The organism is Synechococcus sp. O70.1 (genome assembly GCF_047462215.1).
Lineage (GTDB): Bacteria > Cyanobacteriota > Cyanobacteriia > Thermostichales > Thermostichaceae > Thermostichus.
Window position 1 is genome coordinate 76,499 of record NZ_JANSIT010000004.1, and the last position, 18,299, is coordinate 94,797.

At 59.1% G+C, this 18,299-nt stretch carries 21 protein-coding genes; 5 read left to right on the plus strand and 16 right to left on the minus strand.

Annotated features, from left to right (window positions below):
* The 4 genes from cobN to NW833_RS03500 all read right to left on the minus strand — a co-directional run bounded on the left by cobN (position 1) and on the right by NW833_RS03500 (position 5,339).
* Positions 1–2,205 carry a cobaltochelatase subunit CobN gene (gene cobN / locus NW833_RS03485; RefSeq protein WP_414411559.1) on the minus strand — a complete coding sequence of 735 codons (2,205 nt, stop codon included), beginning with the start codon at positions 2,203–2,205 and terminating at the stop codon, positions 1–3.
* Between the two features lie 50 nt (positions 2,206–2,255).
* Positions 2,256–2,552 carry an SBBP repeat-containing protein gene (locus NW833_RS03490; RefSeq protein ID WP_414411622.1) on the minus strand — a complete coding sequence of 99 codons (297 nt, stop codon included), beginning with the start codon at positions 2,550–2,552 and terminating at the stop codon, positions 2,256–2,258.
* A gap of 158 nt (positions 2,553–2,710) precedes the next feature.
* Entirely contained in the window at positions 2,711–3,844 is a 1,134-nt protein-coding gene (locus NW833_RS03495) for an SBBP repeat-containing protein (RefSeq protein WP_414411560.1), read from the minus strand.
* A gap of 388 nt (positions 3,845–4,232) precedes the next feature.
* Positions 4,233–5,339: a dockerin type I domain-containing protein gene (locus NW833_RS03500; protein ID WP_414411561.1), complete on the minus strand. Its 1,107-nt coding sequence runs from the start codon at positions 5,337–5,339 to the stop codon at positions 4,233–4,235.
* 179 nt (positions 5,340–5,518) lie between these two features.
* Between NW833_RS03500 and NW833_RS03505 the strand changes: the two genes are divergently transcribed.
* Both NW833_RS03505 and rpmB read left to right on the plus strand, forming a co-directional pair.
* Positions 5,519–5,875, plus strand: a complete 357-nt coding sequence (locus tag NW833_RS03505) for a hypothetical protein (protein ID WP_414405094.1) — start codon at positions 5,519–5,521, stop codon at positions 5,873–5,875.
* A gap of 23 nt (positions 5,876–5,898) precedes the next feature.
* Entirely contained in the window at positions 5,899–6,135 is a 237-nt protein-coding gene (rpmB, locus tag NW833_RS03510; protein ID WP_414395357.1) for a 50S ribosomal protein L28, read from the plus strand.
* Positions 6,136–6,202: 67 nt separating this feature from the next.
* Here rpmB and NW833_RS03515 read toward each other — a convergent pair whose 3' ends face one another.
* Positions 6,203–6,931 carry a pentapeptide repeat-containing protein gene (locus tag NW833_RS03515; protein ID WP_414411562.1) on the minus strand — a complete coding sequence of 243 codons (729 nt, stop codon included), beginning with the start codon at positions 6,929–6,931 and terminating at the stop codon, positions 6,203–6,205.
* Between the two features lie 173 nt (positions 6,932–7,104).
* On the opposite strand from NW833_RS03515, the gene gshB reads away from it, so the two are divergent.
* The gene (gene gshB, locus NW833_RS03520) at positions 7,105–8,052 is read left to right on the plus strand and encodes a glutathione synthase (RefSeq protein ID WP_414405096.1); all 948 of its coding nucleotides are present in this window, start codon (positions 7,105–7,107) and stop codon (positions 8,050–8,052) included.
* Between the two features lie 208 nt (positions 8,053–8,260).
* On the opposite strand, the gene NW833_RS03525 is transcribed toward gshB, so the two are convergent.
* The 6 genes from NW833_RS03525 to NW833_RS03550 all read right to left on the minus strand — a co-directional run bounded on the left by NW833_RS03525 (position 8,261) and on the right by NW833_RS03550 (position 12,747).
* Positions 8,261–8,890: a biotin transporter BioY gene (locus tag NW833_RS03525; protein WP_414411563.1), complete on the minus strand. Its 630-nt coding sequence runs from the start codon at positions 8,888–8,890 to the stop codon at positions 8,261–8,263.
* 204 nt (positions 8,891–9,094) lie between these two features.
* Positions 9,095–10,525, minus strand: a complete 1,431-nt coding sequence (locus NW833_RS03530) for an RtcB family protein (RefSeq protein ID WP_414395366.1) — start codon at positions 10,523–10,525, stop codon at positions 9,095–9,097.
* Positions 10,526–10,538: 13 nt separating this feature from the next.
* On the minus strand, positions 10,539–10,961 hold the full coding sequence (locus tag NW833_RS03535; protein ID WP_414331239.1) for an archease: 423 nt from the start codon (positions 10,959–10,961) through the stop codon (positions 10,539–10,541).
* Positions 10,962–11,027: 66 nt separating this feature from the next.
* Complete coding sequence (locus NW833_RS03540) at positions 11,028–11,798, minus strand: hypothetical protein (RefSeq protein ID WP_414411564.1); 771 nt, start codon at positions 11,796–11,798, stop codon at positions 11,028–11,030.
* A 107-nt stretch (positions 11,799–11,905) separates the two neighbouring features.
* A complete protein-coding gene (locus tag NW833_RS03545) occupies positions 11,906–12,388 on the minus strand; it encodes an ABA4-like family protein (protein ID WP_414411565.1) in 483 nt (160 codons plus the stop codon).
* A 17-nt stretch (positions 12,389–12,405) separates the two neighbouring features.
* A complete protein-coding gene (locus NW833_RS03550; protein ID WP_414411566.1) occupies positions 12,406–12,747 on the minus strand; it encodes a hypothetical protein in 342 nt (113 codons plus the stop codon).
* Positions 12,748–12,959: 212 nt separating this feature from the next.
* On the opposite strand from NW833_RS03550, the gene NW833_RS03555 reads away from it, so the two are divergent.
* Positions 12,960–13,223: a sulfiredoxin gene (locus NW833_RS03555; protein WP_414395378.1), complete on the plus strand. Its 264-nt coding sequence runs from the start codon at positions 12,960–12,962 to the stop codon at positions 13,221–13,223.
* On the opposite strand, the gene NW833_RS03560 is transcribed toward NW833_RS03555, so the two are convergent.
* The 4 genes from NW833_RS03560 to NW833_RS03575 form a co-directional block, all read right to left on the minus strand.
* Positions 13,203–13,901: a response regulator transcription factor gene (locus NW833_RS03560; protein ID WP_414395381.1), complete on the minus strand. Its 699-nt coding sequence runs from the start codon at positions 13,899–13,901 to the stop codon at positions 13,203–13,205. The two genes, NW833_RS03555 and NW833_RS03560, sit on opposite strands and share 21 nt — an antisense overlap.
* A gap of 85 nt (positions 13,902–13,986) precedes the next feature.
* Positions 13,987–14,775 (minus strand): ABC transporter permease, encoded by a 789-nt coding sequence (locus NW833_RS03565; protein WP_414395383.1) that lies wholly within the window; start codon positions 14,773–14,775, stop codon positions 13,987–13,989.
* Entirely contained in the window at positions 14,772–15,536 is a 765-nt protein-coding gene (gene cobA, locus NW833_RS03570; protein WP_414411567.1) for a uroporphyrinogen-III C-methyltransferase, read from the minus strand. The genes NW833_RS03565 and cobA overlap by 4 nt, the downstream gene beginning before the upstream one ends.
* Before the next feature lie 66 nt (positions 15,537–15,602).
* Entirely contained in the window at positions 15,603–16,391 is a 789-nt protein-coding gene (locus NW833_RS03575; protein WP_414411568.1) for a sirohydrochlorin chelatase, read from the minus strand.
* 136 nt (positions 16,392–16,527) lie between these two features.
* Between NW833_RS03575 and NW833_RS03580 the strand changes: the two genes are divergently transcribed.
* A complete protein-coding gene (locus tag NW833_RS03580) occupies positions 16,528–17,481 on the plus strand; it encodes an asparaginase (RefSeq protein ID WP_414411569.1) in 954 nt (317 codons plus the stop codon).
* Positions 17,482–17,485: 4 nt separating this feature from the next.
* On the opposite strand, the gene NW833_RS03585 is transcribed toward NW833_RS03580, so the two are convergent.
* Positions 17,486–18,166, minus strand: a complete 681-nt coding sequence (locus tag NW833_RS03585) for a DUF3318 domain-containing protein (RefSeq protein WP_414395397.1) — start codon at positions 18,164–18,166, stop codon at positions 17,486–17,488.
* Between the last annotated feature and the right edge of the window lie 133 nt (positions 18,167–18,299).

The window sequence follows — 18,299 nt, forward strand, 5'->3', positions numbered from 1 at the left end:
CTATGGCTTGTCCGGCCAGGGATCCGTCAGGTCGGCGGTCAAGGGATCCCAGTCCCATCCCCAGTCGCGGGCAATGGCTTGGGTGAGGCCCAGTTGTCCATGGCCGGGGTAGCGGGCTAGGGACACCAGAAGATCTACCAGTTGCTCGCCGCTGGGCATGCGGCCAAAGATGTGCAGCCCGTCCCGGATTTGGGATTCTTTGAGCTCGCAGAGATAGCCATCCAGGCGGTTCCAATCTTCCTCTTTTTCCAGGTTGAACAGAGGATCCAGGTGCTCTGAGCGGACCAGCTCCTCAATCTGGGCGCGAATGAGGGGGCAGCGGCTGGGATCCAACTGTTGGGCCTGCACGTACTCATCCATTAGCCGTTCCAACTCCGCCAAGGGGCCGTACAGCTCGGCGCGGGTGAGGGGCGGGGTGAGGTGATCGATAATCACGGCTTGGGCTCGCCGCTTGGCCTGGGACCCTTCCCCTGGATCGTTGACGATAAAAGGGTAAAAGTGGGGCAGGGGCCCCAGGGCAATCTCCGGGTAGCAGGTAGAGGAAAGGGCGGATCCCTTGCCGGGCAGCCATTCTAAGTTGCCGTGCTTGCCCACATGCACCACCGCCTGCACGCCAAAGACCTGCCGCAGCCACAGGTAAAAGGCTAGGTACTCATGCGGGGGCACCAGATCTGGGGCGTGGTAGTTCAAAGAAGGATCCCGGTCGTAGCCTCGCGGCGGCTGGATGCCGACAAAAACGTGCCCTAGCTGCAGTCCCACCACGGGAATATCCTGAGAGGGCGGATCCCCCCATTGCCGGACGAGGTCGGTTTGGATGGGCTCCGGCAAGCGGGCAAACCACTCGCGGTAAAGGTCAGCGGAAAGGCATTGCCGAGCCGGCCGCAGGGATCCCAGCGGGTCATAGGTCTGGCTTTGGGTTAGCCAGCCAATCAACTCATCGCCGCTCTGGGGGATGGGGCCCACTTGGTAGCCGTTGTCTTTCAGGGCCTTGAGGATCTCGACGCAGCTAGCTGGCGTATCCAACCCAACTCCATTGGCCAGGCGTCCATCCCGGCTAGGGTAGTTGGCCAAAACCAAAGCCAGTCGCCGCTGGGGAGGGGGAGTGCGCCGCAGTTTTACCCAGTTGGCTGCTAGATCGGCTACAAACTCCACCCGATCCGGCACCGCCTCATAGGCCACGACTTCCGTTTGCAAGCGGGGATCCCGCTGTTGAACAGCTTTAAAGGAAATGGCGCGGCTAATAATGCGTCCATCCACCTCGGGCAAAGCCACATTCATGGCCAGATCCCGCGCCCCCAAACCCCGCGTCGAGTCCTCCCAGCTCTGGCGGGATCCGCTGCTGAGGATGACCTGCAAAACGGGCACATCCAACTCCTGCCATAGTTTCACATCGGGCTGCTGGCTGTCCAAGCGCGCTAGCGAAAAACTGGTGGTATTGAGCAACACCTCAATCTGGCCGCCAAAGTGATCCCGAAGGGCTTGAGGCAAGTCCGGGTCTTGAAGGCTATAGGTGTAAAGGCAAAAGGGCTGCAACCCTCGCTCCAGCAGGGCTCTGGCCAAAGCATCGATGGGCTGGGTGTTTCCCGCCAGCACATGGGCCCGGTAGAGCAAAATCCCCACCTTGGGAGCCGGGGAAGGGGCCGGCAGAGCGACAGGAGGGTGGTAGACCCCCAGGCGAGGCAACACTTGAGGATCCGGCACGGGATATTGGCGCCCCAAAAATTCCCTGGCTAGAAACAGCAGACAGGCCGCCACATTCTCCGCTCCCCCCTCCAGCCAGTACCGCCACACCCGATCCGCCACCCCTAGAGGCACAGTGGAATGGCTCACCAGATCCCAGTCAGGGCGATCATCGCCGGGAATGACGATTAGGGTGGATCCCGCCTCGGCTGCCACCTGTTTGGCCACCTCTAGGCCGTAGCTCCAGTAGGCCCTTCCCCCCAGCAGGCGAATGAGGATAACTTGAGCTTGCTGCAATACCTTCTCGGCGTAGTCGTCGATGCTCAGGGGCTGCTGCAAGTGCAAGAGATTGGCAGCCCGCACCTCCGGGAAGTCTTGGGGCAGAAGCGAAAGAGCCGCGCTCAGGGCGGTGAGATCCGTATCGGCTGCCGAAAGAACCACAAGGGGAGCCGGATCCTGCTCCAGAAAAATAACCCCGGACTGGGTGGGATCCCATCCTCCGGGTAAAGCTGCTATTCGGTGCATGGCCTAGCGCTAGGTGACCCTCATGCAACCTTTCTCAAGGTACGTCCTGACTAGCGACTGTACTTGAGCACAAAGACATCTTGACCGCCAGCGCTCGAGGGGCCGGGAAGGGCTCCCCCAGTGGATCCCGCTACCCAAACGTTCCCCTGCCCATCGACAGCAACAGACTCAGCCCCCTCATCCGCAGGGGTTCCGAACTGGCGGATCCACTCGGTTGAACCCAAATCGGTTGAACGGCTGGCTAAACCTAAATCGATTGGAAAGAAACTGCAGGCTCCCCAGAAAGTTGAACCAGCAAAAGAAGTTAAGGCTCCTAAAAGAGCTATCCTAGACACCCTTTTTTTCATCTCTCTCAAGTTCTCCCCTTGCAACCAAAGCCGCACCGCCTAGAGCCTAGCACGGCGTAGCTTTCTGCAGCTGACACCTGTTTAGCTGTGAGATCTGTATCGGCTGCCGAAAGAACAACAAGGGGAGCCGGATCCTGCTCCAGGAAAATGACCCCGGACTAACGACCGTACTTGCGCACAAAGACATCCTTCATTCCAGCATGGGACTGGTCGGCAAGGGATCCCCAGGTTACGCCTGCCACCACGAGGTTGCCCTCTTGGCCTACAGCAATGGCCTGGATCCAGTCGAAGTCGGCGCTGCCGAACTGATGGCGCCAGAGCTCGCCGCCGTTGGTCTCGTAAAGTCGGACAAAGGCGTCGCTGCGCCTCGAGGAAGACCCCTGCGTGTGGCCTGCTACCCAAATCCTTCCACTCCCATCCACAGCAATGGCTAGGACGCGCTCCCCTTGCCCACCTGCAAATTGGCGGCTCCAGAGCTCGTTGCCGTACAGATCGTACTGATGGGCGAAGACCTCATAGGCCTTGAACGGATTCTTGCCCTGGGCGTAGCCTGCCACCCAAACCTTCCCCTCCCCTCCCACGGCCACGGAAAGAGCGCCGTCGCCTCCTCGGTGGGAAAACTGGCGCATCCAAACCTGGTTGCCACTGGGATCGTGCTTGCAGACAAAGCCACCGGCTCTTCCGGCTATCCAGAGGTTTCCTGCCCCATCGGGAGCCAGGGCAGCGACCTGCTGGTGGGCTCCCAACTCGCGGACCCAAAGCGGCTTGCCGTCGGCGTTGTACTGGCGCACAAAGCTCTTGCCTGCCCCTGTTCCTGCAACCCAGACGTTGCTCTTGCCATCCACAGCGATGGCAACGACTTGGTCAGGCCCAGCGCTACCCAACTGCTGCGTCCAGAGCTCTCTGCCTTGGGGATCGTACTTGCGCAGGAAGATGTCTTCTTCGCCGGCATTGCTGTAGCCAGGGAAGGCACCGTGGGTCATCCCTGCCACCCAGGCATTCCCCCTCCTGTCCACCGCCAGCGCAACAACCTCGTCCGAAGCGGGAGTACCAAGCTGCCGTGTCCAGAGCTCTCGGCCCTGGGCGTTGTACTTGCGCAAGAAAACGTCACTGCCCCCCGCAGAACTTTGGCCGGGAAGGCTTCCTTCGGTGATCCCTGCCACCCAGACATTCCCCTGCCCGTCCTCAGCAAGGGCGCGCGCCTCGTCGGAGGAAGGGGTGCCAAACTGGTGGAGCCAGGGGCCAGGATCTCGGCCACAGGCAGCTAGAAGCGCTGAGCTAGCAAGAGCCACACCAGAGAGAACTACCCTACTCAGCGCTTGCTTCCTGTCCATAGGCCCAGGCCGGCGCTTGGCAAAGGAACCTGTGTAGCTATCCGCCTCTCTCCCCGCAACAGCCGTGGCATGTCTGGGCAAGCTGGGGCAGGTGAACTCCGGATGCCGCCGTACGGCCACGGCCCAAGGGTGGGTTTCACGTTCGATGGGCGGGCGGGGCGGATGAAGCTGTGGCGAATGGGCTTGCGACCTGCAGATACGTCCTCGAAGCATCCCCTTCGACGCTGACATAACGCACCCGCAAATGTTGGGAATCCTCTCCATAGGTGCTGGGGCAGAGGTAACAGCAGGCCATCTGCCCTTTCGGAAGGGCTTTGGCCAGGATCCCTAGCCAGCGCAAGTTAGGTTAGTTGCGGAGCTCAATCGTGACGTTGGCTAACTGCACATCGTCGTAATCCACCCACGCTCCACCCTGCTGGCTGAGGGGGTTACCTCCTAGCGGCAGTAGAATTTGCAGGGATCCACCAAAAAGAGGAATACTGACACGGGGGCCGCTGACGATCCCGCCTGTCTGAACCCAAGTTTTGCCAGTGCGCAGCGTTACGGTGTTTGAACCTAGGCGCAAGTGCTGTAGCGGCAGAGGGATGCGCAGGTCGTCTCCTCCTAGCTGAAGTTGCTCAACTTCCACCCCATTCAGAAGGACTTGTAGAGGGGACATATCGGCGGTGGGGATCCGAGATTGGCCAGCCCGATAGGCAGCGGCAGTATCCAACCCAATCAGGGATCCAATCCGCAAAACCGGTGGGCGAGGCGGCAGGCGTTCCAAGGTGAAGGAGCGGGTCATCTCTACCGCTTGGGCAGGCCCCAGAAACTGGCCGGCAGCCGCCGACTCAGGCGAATACCGGTTATCGCCGAGGCGAATGACATTGGCCTCCAGCACCAGCGTAGTGTTGGGATCCCAGCGCTCCAACTGCAACTGCAGAGGCCGATCCCGGCCGATCTGTCCGTTGCCTGTGCTCTGGGAATAGGGCAAATAGTTCTCCAGCCGCGCCACCAAAATCTCTTCTGCCGGCAGCGGCCCTGGCAGGCGAAACCGCCCCTGGGCATCGGTGCGCACTGCAATCCCTGCCCCTGGGATGGCTACCTCCACCCCAGCCAAGGGCTGCCCTGTGAGGCGGTCCACCACCTGCCCAGAGTAGGCAGAATCCAACTGCACCTGTCCGGTGGGAGCTTCCGTAGCTGTCTGAAGGCGCTGCTGCAGAACCTGCCAATCGGCTTCCGTAATCCGCCCGTCCTGATCGACATCGGCAGCCAGGATCTGGTTGTCGGTCAACCCCTGCTCTCCCCGCAAATAGGCCCCCAACAGGTTACGATCCTGCACCGTCAAACGGCCATCCCCATCCAGATCGCCCGGTTGAAAAGGCCGCGCTTGGGCAGAAGCCACGCCTGTCCAAGCTAGAGCAAGGGATCCCAGCAGCAAGAGAGAAGGGGCTAGAGGGGAAACCCTAGACATCGCAACTTCCCCGGCGAGAGCTCTGGAAGGGGCTCCTTATGTTTTTTTAGCCCAGTTCATTTTCTCCCAGTTAGAACTGGCAGAGCCGGAGCAGAGTACTCTCGAGCCCAATTTTGCTTGCCTTTGGCTGCAGGAGCCAAAGACTTGATGGTAGGATAGCCGTGGTGACTTGCCGTCCTATGGCTCGATATTCTTGCACTGCCCAGCTTACGGGCTCGGCCGAGCAGTTGAGCGAAGCCATCCGCGCCCTTCTGGAGCGTTGCCAGCTCACCATCCTCCACCACAGTCCTGACTACTGGGTGGCTGGCGAGCCCCCCGGAAAAAACCCCTACACCAAGCTGGTAACCGTGGAAGTGTTGGTGGATCGCACCGGCCAAGGCCCCGACGGGCCTGTTCAGATAACTTGCATTGCCAAAAACGAAGAGCTGCCCTTGAGAAGCGTCAACCACTGCCAACAAACCTTTGCCCAATTGAGGGCAGAGCTAGCCCAGTTGCAAGCCCAACTTGCTGCCCAGCGGAAAGGCGCTATACAATAGCGGCGCTGAGTTGCTTGCCTCCTATGGCACGTCGCTGCCAACTGACCAACAAAAAGCGCAACAACGCCTTTGCCATCTCCCACTCTCACCGACGCACCAAGCGCTTGCAGGAAGTAAACCTGCAGTGGAAGCGCATCTGGTGGGAAGAAGGTAAGCGGTTCGTTCGTCTGCGTGTCTCCACCAAGGCCCTGAAAACCCTTAAGACCAAAGGGCTAGGAGCTATGGCCCGCGAGGCTGGCATCGACCTCAACCAATTTTAAGGCTTGGGATTCCGACCTCTACAGAACTAGGCCCCTAGGCCGACCTAGGATTTGTACCGGCAACAGCCTACAGCAGCCCAAACAGCTTGCGCGACTTAGGTTTTAGCCCTGCCAGCAGCGTGGTGAGAGTGTCCCGCTGAGTCAGCTCGTTGGTGCCGCTGGCGTGCTCAATCAAGAACTTGCGCATTTCCTCGGAGAGCTTGGCGTCGGTAAAGTCGGCGCCGACAAAGCTGGCCCCTTCGATTTGGGCTTCTTGCAGGTTGGCTCCCACCAAGAGGGCTTGGTCGAAGTTAGCCTGTTGCAACTGACAACAAGCTAGGACTGCCTGCGAGAGGTTGCAGCGAAATAGGTTGGCTTGGCGAAAGTCAGCGGCAAAAAAGTTGCCTCCCGTTAGGTTGGCAGCCACCAAGCTGGCCTCGCGAAAGATGGAGTGGCTGAAATGGCCCTCCTGAAAGCTACTTTTGTCCAGCTTGGCAGCGGTGAAGTTGCTATAGTCCCCCAGAGCCTGGCTAAAGCTGGAGCCCCGCAGATCTGAGGCGGCAAAATTGGCCCGCTCCATCTCGGCGCGGCGAAAGTTGCACAGCCGCAGATCCGCCTGCTGCATGCTGAGCGAGCGCAGGTTGGCCCGCGTCAAGTTGGCCTTGGGCATCCGAATGCGGTCGAACAGGCCCCGCGAAAGGTAAGCGCCTTCGAGGTTGGCACCCACAAGGGAACGTCCCTGCCGCAGGGCTTCCAGCAGATCCCGCGTAGTTTCAATGCGAACCGGCTCCAAGGGTTGAGAAGAAGGAGCATTCACGGGTGGGACGTTCCTCACCAACTAACCTAGCTGAGGACGGAGGGCTAATTACCAAGCTAGCGTTTGCGCCGCTTGCTGAGGTTAAGAGGATGTTAACAAAGCCAGCCCTGCTGAATTCGCTCAGATTTATTGCATACTCGGGGCAGCCTTTTGTTTGCGAACCCTAACCACCCATGCAGGTAGCCTTTATCGTCGATCCGCTGTCCCAGTTGCAGGTAAACCACGACACCAGCATTGCCCTGATGGAGGCGCTACAGCGACGAGGACACCGCGTTTTCTGTCTGGAATTGGGCGATCTCTACTGGGATCAAGGGGAAACGTGGGGGTCGGTATCCGAAATCGTGCTGGATCTAAAGGCAGATCCCTGGTATGAGGTCAAAGAACGGCGCCTAGTGCCCTTGAGTCATATGCAGGCGGTATGGATGCGCAAGGATCCGCCGGTGGATACGGCCTATCTCTATGCCACCTACCTCTTGGATCACCTCCCTCCCAGCCGTACCCTAGTGCTCAACCATCCCGCTGGCATCCGCTCGGCCAACGAAAAGCTCTACGCCCTGCAATTTAAGGAGTGGATCCCGCGCACCTGTGTTAGCAGCAATAAGGCCTTGCTCCGCCAATTTGTCGAGCAGGTGGGGCAGGCAGTGCTTAAGCCTCTGGGCGGCAAAGGTGGAGAAGGAATCCTACGGCTCACTGCCGGGGATCCCAACCTCAATTCCCTCATCGAGCTGAGCACTCAATTTGGCCGGCTGCCCGTGATGGTGCAAGAGTATTTGCCCCAGGCAGCAGCGGGAGATAAGCGCATTTTGTTGCTAGAGGGAGAACCTTTAGGTGCAGTCAACCGCGTCCCCAGCGAGGAAGATTTCCGGGGCAATGTGGCTGCTGGGGGTCGGGTGGAGAAAACTGAGATTACCGAAAAGGAACGGGCTCTCTGCGCAGCCTTGGCGCCAGTACTGCGCCAGGAGAAACTCTATTTTGTAGGCATTGACGTGATTGGCGAGCGGCTGACGGAGGTTAACGTTACTAGCCCAACCATGTTGCGGGAGATCAGTCAGTTGCAGGGAGTTGATCTGGCTAACCAAGTGGCCGAGTGGCTGGAGAAAAAGGTACCTGTTAAAACCTAAGCTAGCGTGCCCTTCAACGTTGTAGGGCCAATAAAAAGGGCCCCCAACGGGGGCATGTCGCGACCGGCCAGCGACCTACAAAGCTCTAGAGCAATATAAAGACGCGCTCCATTAATGGGTGGCTTTGAACACCGCTTTGATCAAGTACTAGGATCCCAGAAAAAAAACTCGGTCCCAGCAAACATCATCTTTTTTTTAGATTCTGCTCCTAGGGGGAGGGTGACTTGGGATCGGCTGCCGACTTCCCCCGCCCTAGCCAGCGCCAAGTGGTGGGCAGCAGGGCTGCGGCCAGCGCACACTTCAATAGATCCCCGGGAATGAAGGGAAACACCCCCTTGCTGAGCACCGCCAAGGCGGAGGTAGGTCCAACATTCTCGTTCAGCCACACCCCCAGCCAAGTAGCTCCCAGAGCGTAGATCAAAGCCGAGCAGGAGAGCATTGCCGCTGCCATCTTCCAGGGACTGCGATCTACCCCCCAGCGCTCCACAAACCAGCCCATCAGCCCTGCGGCCAAGGGAAAAGCCAGCAGGTAGCCTCCTGTTGCCCCCGCTAGGTGGCTGAGCCCAGAGCCGCCGCCGCTGAAGAAGGGCAATCCCAAGAGCCCCTCCAGCAGGTACAGCAGCAAGGCGAGAAAGCCCAGCCTGGCCCCAAAGCCTGCTCCCACCAGCATTACCCCAAAGGTTTGTCCAGTGATGGGCACCGGTGTAAAAGGCAGAGGGATCCTCACCTGCGCCAGAGCTGCTACGAATAGGCTCCCTCCCACCACCAGCAGTAGATCGCGAATGCGAGAAGAACGGGGCAGAAAAGTCTGGGCCAAGGGTAGGTAACTCGCAGTCATAGAGCACCTGGAGTGTCGAGACATGAAGGTCAGTATAGGGAAATGCAAAGAAGAGGGCAAGTACACACTAACCCTTTCCTAAGGCATTCGCGCTTGGGCAAGCACAGCTTGGGGAATAACTCACAAACGCAGCAAAGCATCACTTGGAAGCAACAAAAAAAGGGCATTAAGCCCCCAAAAATAGCTTCCCCTTTCAGCAAATAGCTAGCCTTTGATACACAGAATTGGCTTTAAGCGCGCTACAAGTTTCGCAATCTTGGCTTGATCGGCAGCGCGCACCACTTTGTCGACGTTTTTGTAGGCCTGGGGCGCTTCTTCAGCTACCCCCCGCAAAGAGGGACTGCGCACGATGACGCCGCGCCGTCTCAGTTGTTCGATAATCTCCTGCCCTGTCCAGGCTTTGAGGGCCTGGTTGCGACTCATCGCCCTCCCAGCGCCGTGGCAGGCTGAGGAGAGGGAAAGGGCCTCCCCTTGCGCGGTGCCGACCAGAATGTAGGAAGCCGTGCCCATGGAGCCACCGATGATGACGGGCTGACCGATAGAGCGAAAAGCTTGAGGAAGCTCTGGGTGGCCAGGCCCAAAAGCGCGCGTTGCCCCTTTGCGGTGAACGAACAGGCGGCGCTTTTTCCCCTCTATCTCGTGGGTTTCCTCCTTACAGGTGTTGTGGGAGACGTCGTAAATAAGGTCGAGTTCAGCTTTGGGGAAAAGCTCAGCGAACACCTCGCGCACCCAGTGGGTGATGATCTGGCGGTTAGCCAAAGCGCAGTTGGTTGCCGCCCGCATTGCTCCCAGGTAGCTTTGCCCCACTTTGGACTTCAAGGGCGCACAGGCCAGCTCGCGATCAGGTAGCTCTATGCCGTGTTCTTTAGCCGCCTGTTGCATCTTCTTCAAGTACTCAGTGCCGATCTGGTGACCCAAGCCACGGGAGCCGCAGTGGATAGTAATCACCACTTCCCCCGACTTAAGGCCAAAGCCTTTGGCAATCTCGGGATCGTAGATCTCGTCAACAACTTGGACTTCGAGGTAGTGGTTACCCGAACCGAGGGTTCCCATCTCGCGCCGCTGGCGCTCACGGGCGTAGGCGGAGACTTCGCTCGGCATTGCTCCGCGCATGCGGCCATGTTCTTCGATGCGCTCCAGATCCTCTTTCTTGCCGTAGCCCTGAGCAACAGCCCATTCTGCTCCGCCTTCGAGCATAGCTTCCATCTCTTTGTCGCTCAAGGAGATCTTGCTGCGGCTGCCGAGCCCTACCGGTACGCTCGCGTACAGGGCATTGGCTAGGGGCTCTGCCATCTCCTCCACTTCCTCGCGCTTTAGCCCGGTTCGCAAGGTTCTCACGCCGCAGGAGATGTCAAATCCCACGCCGCCGGCGGAAATCACCCCCCCTTCTTCCGCATCAAAGGCCGCCACCCCACCGATGGGAAAGCCATAGCCCCAGTGGGCGTCTGGCATCACGTAGCAGGCTCCAACGATCCCTGGCAAGGTGGTCACGTTGCTGGCCTGCTCGGCCACTTTGTCGTCCATTTCCCGGATTAACTCCTCGTCGGCAAAGATCAAGACCGGGACACGCATTCTGCCTTTTGGAGGAATGCGCCAGACTGTCTCATCCACACGCTCGAGTTTCTTGATATCCATAGGTTGCCTCCCCTTACACGTCCACCACGCACTGGGCCACCCAAAGCTCACCCTCTCGGGCTACCTTGAGTTCCGTGTAAGTTGCCCCCTTAACTTCTACCGCCGGTCGGTGCTTGGCATGGTCAACTCTTTCCCCCCACAGGCTGGCCTTGAGATGCTCTTTTGCCAGGTGCACTTCGACTTTTCCAAAGAGCATGCCTCTGACGGCCATCTCGTAGATCACTGCGTTCAGGAAATCCACCAACAACAGTTCCAGATCGCCTGCATTTCCTAGCTCGATCTCTAGGTGTTCTCTGGGAGCTACTTCATCCACGCTAGTGACCACCGCAGTCAGGGCCAAAGCTGCCTGGGCAAAGGCTTCCTCCGGCGTTGCCCCATAGCCGCGGACACCAATGTCAGCCATGTGTTCAAAGTGCTCCCATCTTGCCTGCACCACGGCAGTCCCCCTGCTCTCATTCTCAGGCCAAAGCCAGAGGCCACCTGGATAGATTAAAGTTTCTCTCTAGAAACTGGAGGAGGAAAGAAGGCGTAGCTCAAAGGTGAGGATGTTGGCAGCCAAAATCTCCAGGGCTCCTCCCTCAATGAGCTCGCGGGCGAGGCCGCTTCCAGATCCACTTTGCTGGAGTAACTCACGGCTGCGGCGCATGGTCTCTTGGCGCTGGGGATCGTCGACAACCACCTGCCGCTGGTTGGAGAGACTAAGGCGATAGTAGTTGGGCAGTTCGCCGCGGGTGGCATCAATGGCTAGATTGGTCTCTTCAGGAGCCACGCGAAAAGGGGCGCGGGCAGTGAGCAAAGCCACCTGGATATCCTGGTTTTGCCCGTCCAGACCTTGGAGCTCCGAAAGGTCAATCCGAAACCTAAGGGTGTCGCGGTCCCGGTTAACGCGCTCCACCCGCACTTGGTTAAAGCCAACGGCAAACTCTCGCTCCTGCTCACCAAAGCGCTGGATGGTAGCTTGCAAAACGGCCTCCTCGTTGAGGGGGGTAACCCGAATCAGGTAGTCCCAGTCACGCACAAAGGTGTACTCGTTGGGCCCGACCCGGACATTGGGATCTACCAGGTTGGCAGTGGGACCAGGGCTACCGGCTCGGCTAAGGGCCACCATGTACCAGTAGTTAGGGCTAATGGGCAGGCCCAGGGTCATGCGCACTTCCAACAAAAGCCGTGCCCAGCTAGCCCCAGCCGTGAGGGCCACAAGGGCTGCTGCTCCAAGGCCGCTCCACAGCCACCGCTGAGGACGCAAAAACCAAGCTACGCCTCCACTCCTCATCAAGCAGTTCCTCTGGCCTCAAGGCCGAGGGCTCCTACCCCTGATCCTAGCCTCTTAGGACTTCCTCTTGCTATGCGAGCCTGGATCCCTTTCGATGGACCCTATCCCTAGGAGTTAGCCAACTCTTGCGGCACTTCTGTCTCTTGAGTCCTTCCCCCCGACCGGTTTTGCCGGCGTGCCTGAACAACTGCCACCGTAAGCAAATGGGAGAGCAAGCCCACTGGCCCGGCAAACAAGCACAGCAGCAGGGAATGGGTTGTCCAAACCCGCTTTTCCCACCCCTCCAGGAAGATCCATCGTCCTACAAACAAATCCATGGCGATGTAGTGAACCCACCCCGTCGCCATCACCGAGGGCTGGCTGAATAGAGCTGTTAGATTGCTCAGAGATAGCTGGGGATTGAAAAACTCCCTAAGAGTCGCTGCGCTAAACCCGCTAAGCAGAAGGTAGAGATAGACTGCTGCCAAAAGGGCAATGGGCAAGAGCGATTCCATCACCCTGCGGGTTACCCTCCAACCCGGCAACAGGATCATCAGGGCCCAGAAAGGTAGCGCAAACCAGTTGGCTGCGTTAAAGACTATCTCCAGCATGCTTGGAACCCCCAGCATTACCTATCTATTATCGGCCCAGCAGCCCTGGCAATAGAGCTGACAGCAAGGCTACTGTTGCTGGCGGCAGCAATGCGGGAAATCCGGGATCCGCTATCGCCCATGCCCCAAAGATTGCTGATGCTTTTGGCTGTGGAGGTAGGTTGAGCTGGGCCGATGCCGGATTCTCCTGCCTCCGCGTCGGGGGATCTCAGCAACTCCCTGGGTTCCTCAACCCGCTGGGCTGCCATGACCTTGGGGGCAGCAGCTTCCCAAGTAGGCTTGGGGGTAGTCTCCGCAGCAGGGGCCTTCTGGGGAGAAGGCTGCTGAACCGGCACTTTGCCAAGCAGATCTGGCGGCATCTTGGATGGGGCAGAGGGAACCTGAGCCGCAACCTTTCCCCACAGAACTTTGAGGAGTTGCCACATATGGCTTAGCTTCCAGCGCAACTCATAAGTCCAGGCTGGTGCTATCCTGCCATGCCTTGCTCTCAGAGTCTATCCCTCCGCCAAGGGCTGACAAGATAAACTCATAACGAGTATGATGAAGAAGCCGAACTGAGAAGAGACCCACCATGGTGGAGATTCGCGAGATTCCCCTGGCTCAGATTCGCCGTCCGCTGCCGCGGCAGACGGATCCGGGGAAGGTGCAGGCGCTGATGGCTTCCATCCAGGAAATAGGCCTGCAGGAGCCAATTGAGGTTTTAGAGGTGGAGGGAAAGTACTACAGCTTCTCGGGCTGCCACCGCTACGAGGCCTTTGTCCGCCTGGGCAGGGATCGGATCCCATGTCGAGTGCGTAGGGCCACGCCTGCTGTTTTAAGACTTCATTTGGCCTGAGGGAGGGATCCTTTTGTTGCCTCCTTCCTCTCGGGAAACGTAGCCCTGCTCATAGGCAAAGCGCACCAGCTGGGAGCGGTTTTCCAGAGAAAGCTTGCTGAGAATATTGGTCAAGTGGGTCTGGACAGTGCGCGGGCTAATGCATAGCCTTTCGCCAATCTGCTTGTTGGTGTAGCCCTGGATAACCTCCCGGAACACCCGCTCTTCGGCAGGGGTTAGGTTGAGCTCCTCCAAGCGGGGGCGAGGGGCAACATCAGCCTTAGCGGAGTTCTGCTGCCGGATGAGACGGAGGATCTCCAATTGCGTGCGGCGGGATCGTTCAATCTGCGCCTCAATCTTGGCCACCAATTCCAGGGGCTCAAAGGGCTTGATGATGTAGTCGTCGGCTCCCCACTCATACCCCTGAATGCGGTCGCCCAGTTCGCCACGGGAAGAGAGAAAGATAAAAGGAACAAGCTCGCCGCCTCGCTGTTGGCGTAGCTGCCGGCAGAACTCGAAACCATTCATTTCCGGCATCACCACATCTGACACCACCACATCCGGCTGCTCTTCAGCAAACAGGCGCAATCCTTCTCTGCCGGAAGTGGCTGTGCGAACCCGATAGCCATGCTGGCTGAGATGGCGGCTCAGAACCTTGAGGGAAATGGGATCGTCATCTACGACTAGGACGCGCTTCATGATGACCTGAGGGGGAGCCGAAGACTGGCAGCCAAGCTGGAGATCCCTAGCCCATGATAATAGCTGCGGCGGCTCAAGGCAGTTCTTAAGCCCCCATTCCCGAGTAGCGCTGCAGACCCTTCCACCAGAGCCAACGGTTGACCAGCCAAAATAGCCCCAGCCAGGCCAGGCCCATGGCAAAGCCGCGCAGGATGTCCTGGGGGAGCCCTACCCAGAGACTGGCGGGAAAATGCACCAAGTAGGGAAAGGGCGTCCAGCCTAAGACCTGGCGCACCGCTGGCGGAAACACTTCTAAGGGGGCGATCACCCCCGAGAGGAACAAGTACACCAAAAAGTGAAATTGCTCCAGGGCTGATATCCTCTCTACCCAAAAGGCCAGCAGCGCCAGCGTGTACTGCATAAGAAAACGCAGGGCAAAAGCCAAGAGAATAGCCAAGGATCCCAGCGCCACTTGTTGCCAAGAGGGGATCCAAAAAGCGCGGGGATAGAGTAGGAAAAAGAGGGCAATTAAAGCCACAGTAAAGGGGAGGCGGGCGAGGCGTTCCATCAGGTGGCTGGCCACGTGGTGCCAGGCGGGATCCAGAGGCTGTAGTAGGCGGGGAGACAACTTGCCCTCGACCACCTCCTGCTCAAAGTCCCAGATGACCCAGATGATGCTAAACTGGCGCACCAGGAACACCGCTAGGAAATAGCGGATGAACTCCAGGGAAGAGAGCGAGAAGTTCCCTGCGCGAGCAGCCTCGCTCCAGAGCCCCATCATGATCAGAGGCAGAGATCCAGCCAGCGCCCACAAAAGGAGTTCCGCCCGGTACTCCAGCATATAGGCGTAGTAGGCGGAGCAGAGGGCAGCCAGTTTGCGCAAAAAAGCCTTCATGAAGACCCTGCTGGCAAGGGATCTAGTGGACGCAAGGCAGGCAAGAAGTTGGCAAGAGTAACTACCGCTCCGACAACCACAATGGCCGGGGGCAACACCGGCGGCGGCTGCACAACCAGGCTGTCCAAACGCAGCAGGTGAACCTCCTGCTCTGGGGTGGTACCCCAGCGGATCAAGGCCACCGGCGTATCGGGAGCTTTCCCCCCAGCCAACAGTTCAGCGGCAATATGGCCGAGGTTGTGGATCCCCATGTAGATCACCAGCGTTTCCACCGCTCCTGCCAAGGCGCGCCAGTTGACTCGGGGGCGGTATTTCCCTGCCGCCTCATGGCCGGTAACAAAGGCAACTGAGGAGCTGAACTCCCGATGGGTGAGAGGGATCCCGGCATAGGCGCTGGCGGCAATGCCTGCAGTAACCCCGGGCACCACTTCCACGGGGATCCCCGCCTGGACTAGGGCCAGCATCTCCTCGCCCCCCCGGCCGAAGATGAAAGGATCCCCGCCCTTGAGCCGCACCACCACAGCTCGTGTCTGCGCTTTTTCAATCAACAGGGCCGTGATCTGATCCTGGGGCAAGGTGTGAGCCCCCCGCTGTTTGCCAGCATAGATGCGCTCTGCTGTGGGGGGGATCAGATCCAAGATGGGGGATCCCACCAGGGCATCGTAGATGACTACATCCGCATGGGCAAGCAGGGTCTTGCCCTTAACGGTCAGCAAGCCCGGATCTCCGGGCCCTGCCCCCACCAGATACACTTTGCCCATCTTGTCTCCCAACAGCCTCTTGGAAAGATCCATCTTGCTTAAGCAAGACGGCTTTGACCAGCCAATCTAGCGAGAACAGGCCGTCCGCACCGTCTCAACAATGGCCTGCAGCAGTTGAGGATCGCGCCAGAGGGGTGGCTCCACCTGGATTTGGAGCAGAGGCCATTCCCGCTGTAATCGCTGAGCCTGTTCTTGTAGGGCGCGCAGCAGACCGCCTGGAAAGAGAAAAAACGGCAGCACCCGTAGACGGCACTGGCTAAGGCGCAAGCAATGGATCACGACCGCTTCTAAGGTGGGGGACTGGGCAGCAAAAGCCACATGCAAGGGGATCTCGGGCAAGCGCCGTTGCACAGTTTGGATCCCTGCTTGGAGCTGGGCGGCAAACCCCGGCAGACGGCTGCCATGGCCAAGCACAATCCAGGCATCTGCCCGTTCGCCGGATTGCCTGAGCGTTGCAGAGCAAGAGGGCTGTGGAGCCAGAATGCGAGCCACCAACAGATCCAGGAGGGCCGGGTGCTGGCCAATGGGGGGTGTTAACCGGATGGGCAGGCGCGGCCAGCGAGCTTGAACCTGCTTCACCGCAGCCGGCAAATCCTCTTCCACATGGGATCCCTCGCCCATAAACAGCGACAGCAGCACCACTTGATCGGGAGATCGGCCTGCGCCCAGCCAAGCTGCCAGCCGTCCTTGAATCTGTTCGGCCAGGGTGAGAGGCTGACCTTCCAACTGGGCCAGCTCCACCGGCTGGGGAGCCAGCTGCTGCCGCACCCGGGCCAACAAATCTGCCAAAGCCTGCTGATAATCGGGATCCCGGCTGCCGTGACAGACCAAAAACACCAGGGGAGGTGAAGACATGACAGAGCTTAGGGATCCAGACGCACTTGTTCCATTTTGCTCCCTACTGGCAAGGTTTCGCGCCAGATCTGGACGTATGATTTGAGATAATGTACACGCCCCTTTTCTAGACTCGCCGGCCCTTTCCCAGGGTTTCATGTCATTTGAGAACCGCTCCACTGCCCCCGAACTGCTGATCCACGTTTTGCGGGAAGGCTTGACCGAATCTACCCATTATTGCCAAGCCGTGGTGGCCGATAGCCGCGGGCGCTCCCTGGCCGTAGCCGGCAAAAGCACCACACCCGTCTTTGCCCGCTCTGCCCTCAAGCCCTTTCAGGCGCTGGCCATGCTCTCCACGGGCATCCGCGAGCGCTATCGGCTTGGCGAGAAAGACATCGCCATCATGTGCGCCTCCCATCAGGGCACTACGGCCCATGCGCGGCAAGTGTTCAGCATGCTCTGGCGCGCTGATCTTTCCCCCGAGCTGCTGGTCTGCCCCACCCCACCCGGCAAGCCTAGCCCACTGTGCCACAACTGCTCCGGCAAGCACGCTGGCATGCTGCTAGCAAGCCGCGCCCAGAACTGGACTTTGCAGGACTACGCCCAGCGGCAACACCCCGTTCAGGCTCTGGTGCGGGCTAAGTTGGCCGATTTGTTGCAAATGCCCTCGGAAGAGTTTTTATTTGCCCGCGATGACTGCGGCGTGCCCACCTACCAGTTGCAACTTAACCAGCTAGCTTACCTGTATGCTCAACTAACTGCAGGAGAGCGGCCTGAGCTGGAAGCCATTGTCCGCGCCATGACCCACTGTCCGGAAATGGTGGCGGGCGAGGGATGTTTCGACACCGAGTTGATGCGAGCTGCCCAAGGCGAGCTGGTCAGCAAGTCCGGCGCCGAGGGGATCCAGTGCATTGGACGCGTCGGAGAGGGGATGGGCCTGGCCATCAAGGTCCAGGATGGGGCAGCGCGGGCCAAATATGCCTTGGCTTTGCACCTGCTGCAGCGTATGGGCTGGATTCAGCCTGCTGCTGCTGAAATGCTAGGGGAGCGCTTCCTCTCCACTGGTCCCTACACCCGCCTTGAGGTGGAAGGGGAACTGCGTGTGCCCTGAGGCCTCAGCGCTGGAAAGGGTTTTGGAAAGGATTCGGGCTGGAGCTTTGCCCCTTGTTGCGGTACTTGGGGTTGATGGTCAGGGTGCCAGCTCCCAGGCCTCGCTGCGCCAAAAACTCCAGGTTGCGGTGGCGCATGGTGGTGTCGTAGTCAGTTTTAACGCGATCTTCTAGAATAGCCACCTGCTGCAGCGCACTTAGCAAAATGGAAGCTGCCTGTTCGGACGTGTAGCCATTCTGGGAGGCATAGCGCACGGCAAACTCGTCGGCTGCCACCTGGGCCTTCTGGCCTTTCTCCGCTTTGCGCAAAAGGAACACCGCTGACGCCGCCAAACCAGCGGCCAGAGCCACGCCAAGGTTGTCCCCCATCTGCAGCTCCACCAGGATGCCCATTGTGCCCGCTCCAATGAGAGCAGGATACAGCAACAGCGCCGACCAGTTGTCTCCCAAGGCCAGCTCGGTGGCCATCACGGCTTCCCGCAAAAAGTAGATCTTCTGTTGATCAGGGCTCAGCTTCTGCCAACGGCTAAGGTCGATGGCAAAGCGGGTGTACTTCTGCCAGGGGAAGCGCCAGAGCGGCTGCACAACCCGAGACTGGTCAGGGGATCCAATCTCGATCTGCACCTCAGGTCGGATCTCCACCGGGAGAAACTGGATCAGGCGATCGAACTCAGAAATGGTGTACATACCGGCGCGGTAGAGCTGCAGTTGGAGATGGAGATCACTACCTACCTATGGTAAAGGATTCTGGTCTTCTCTGGGGGCTAGCTCCCAAAAAGCCTAGAGCCAAGGGGCTACGCGAACTGGGACTGTTGCCCTG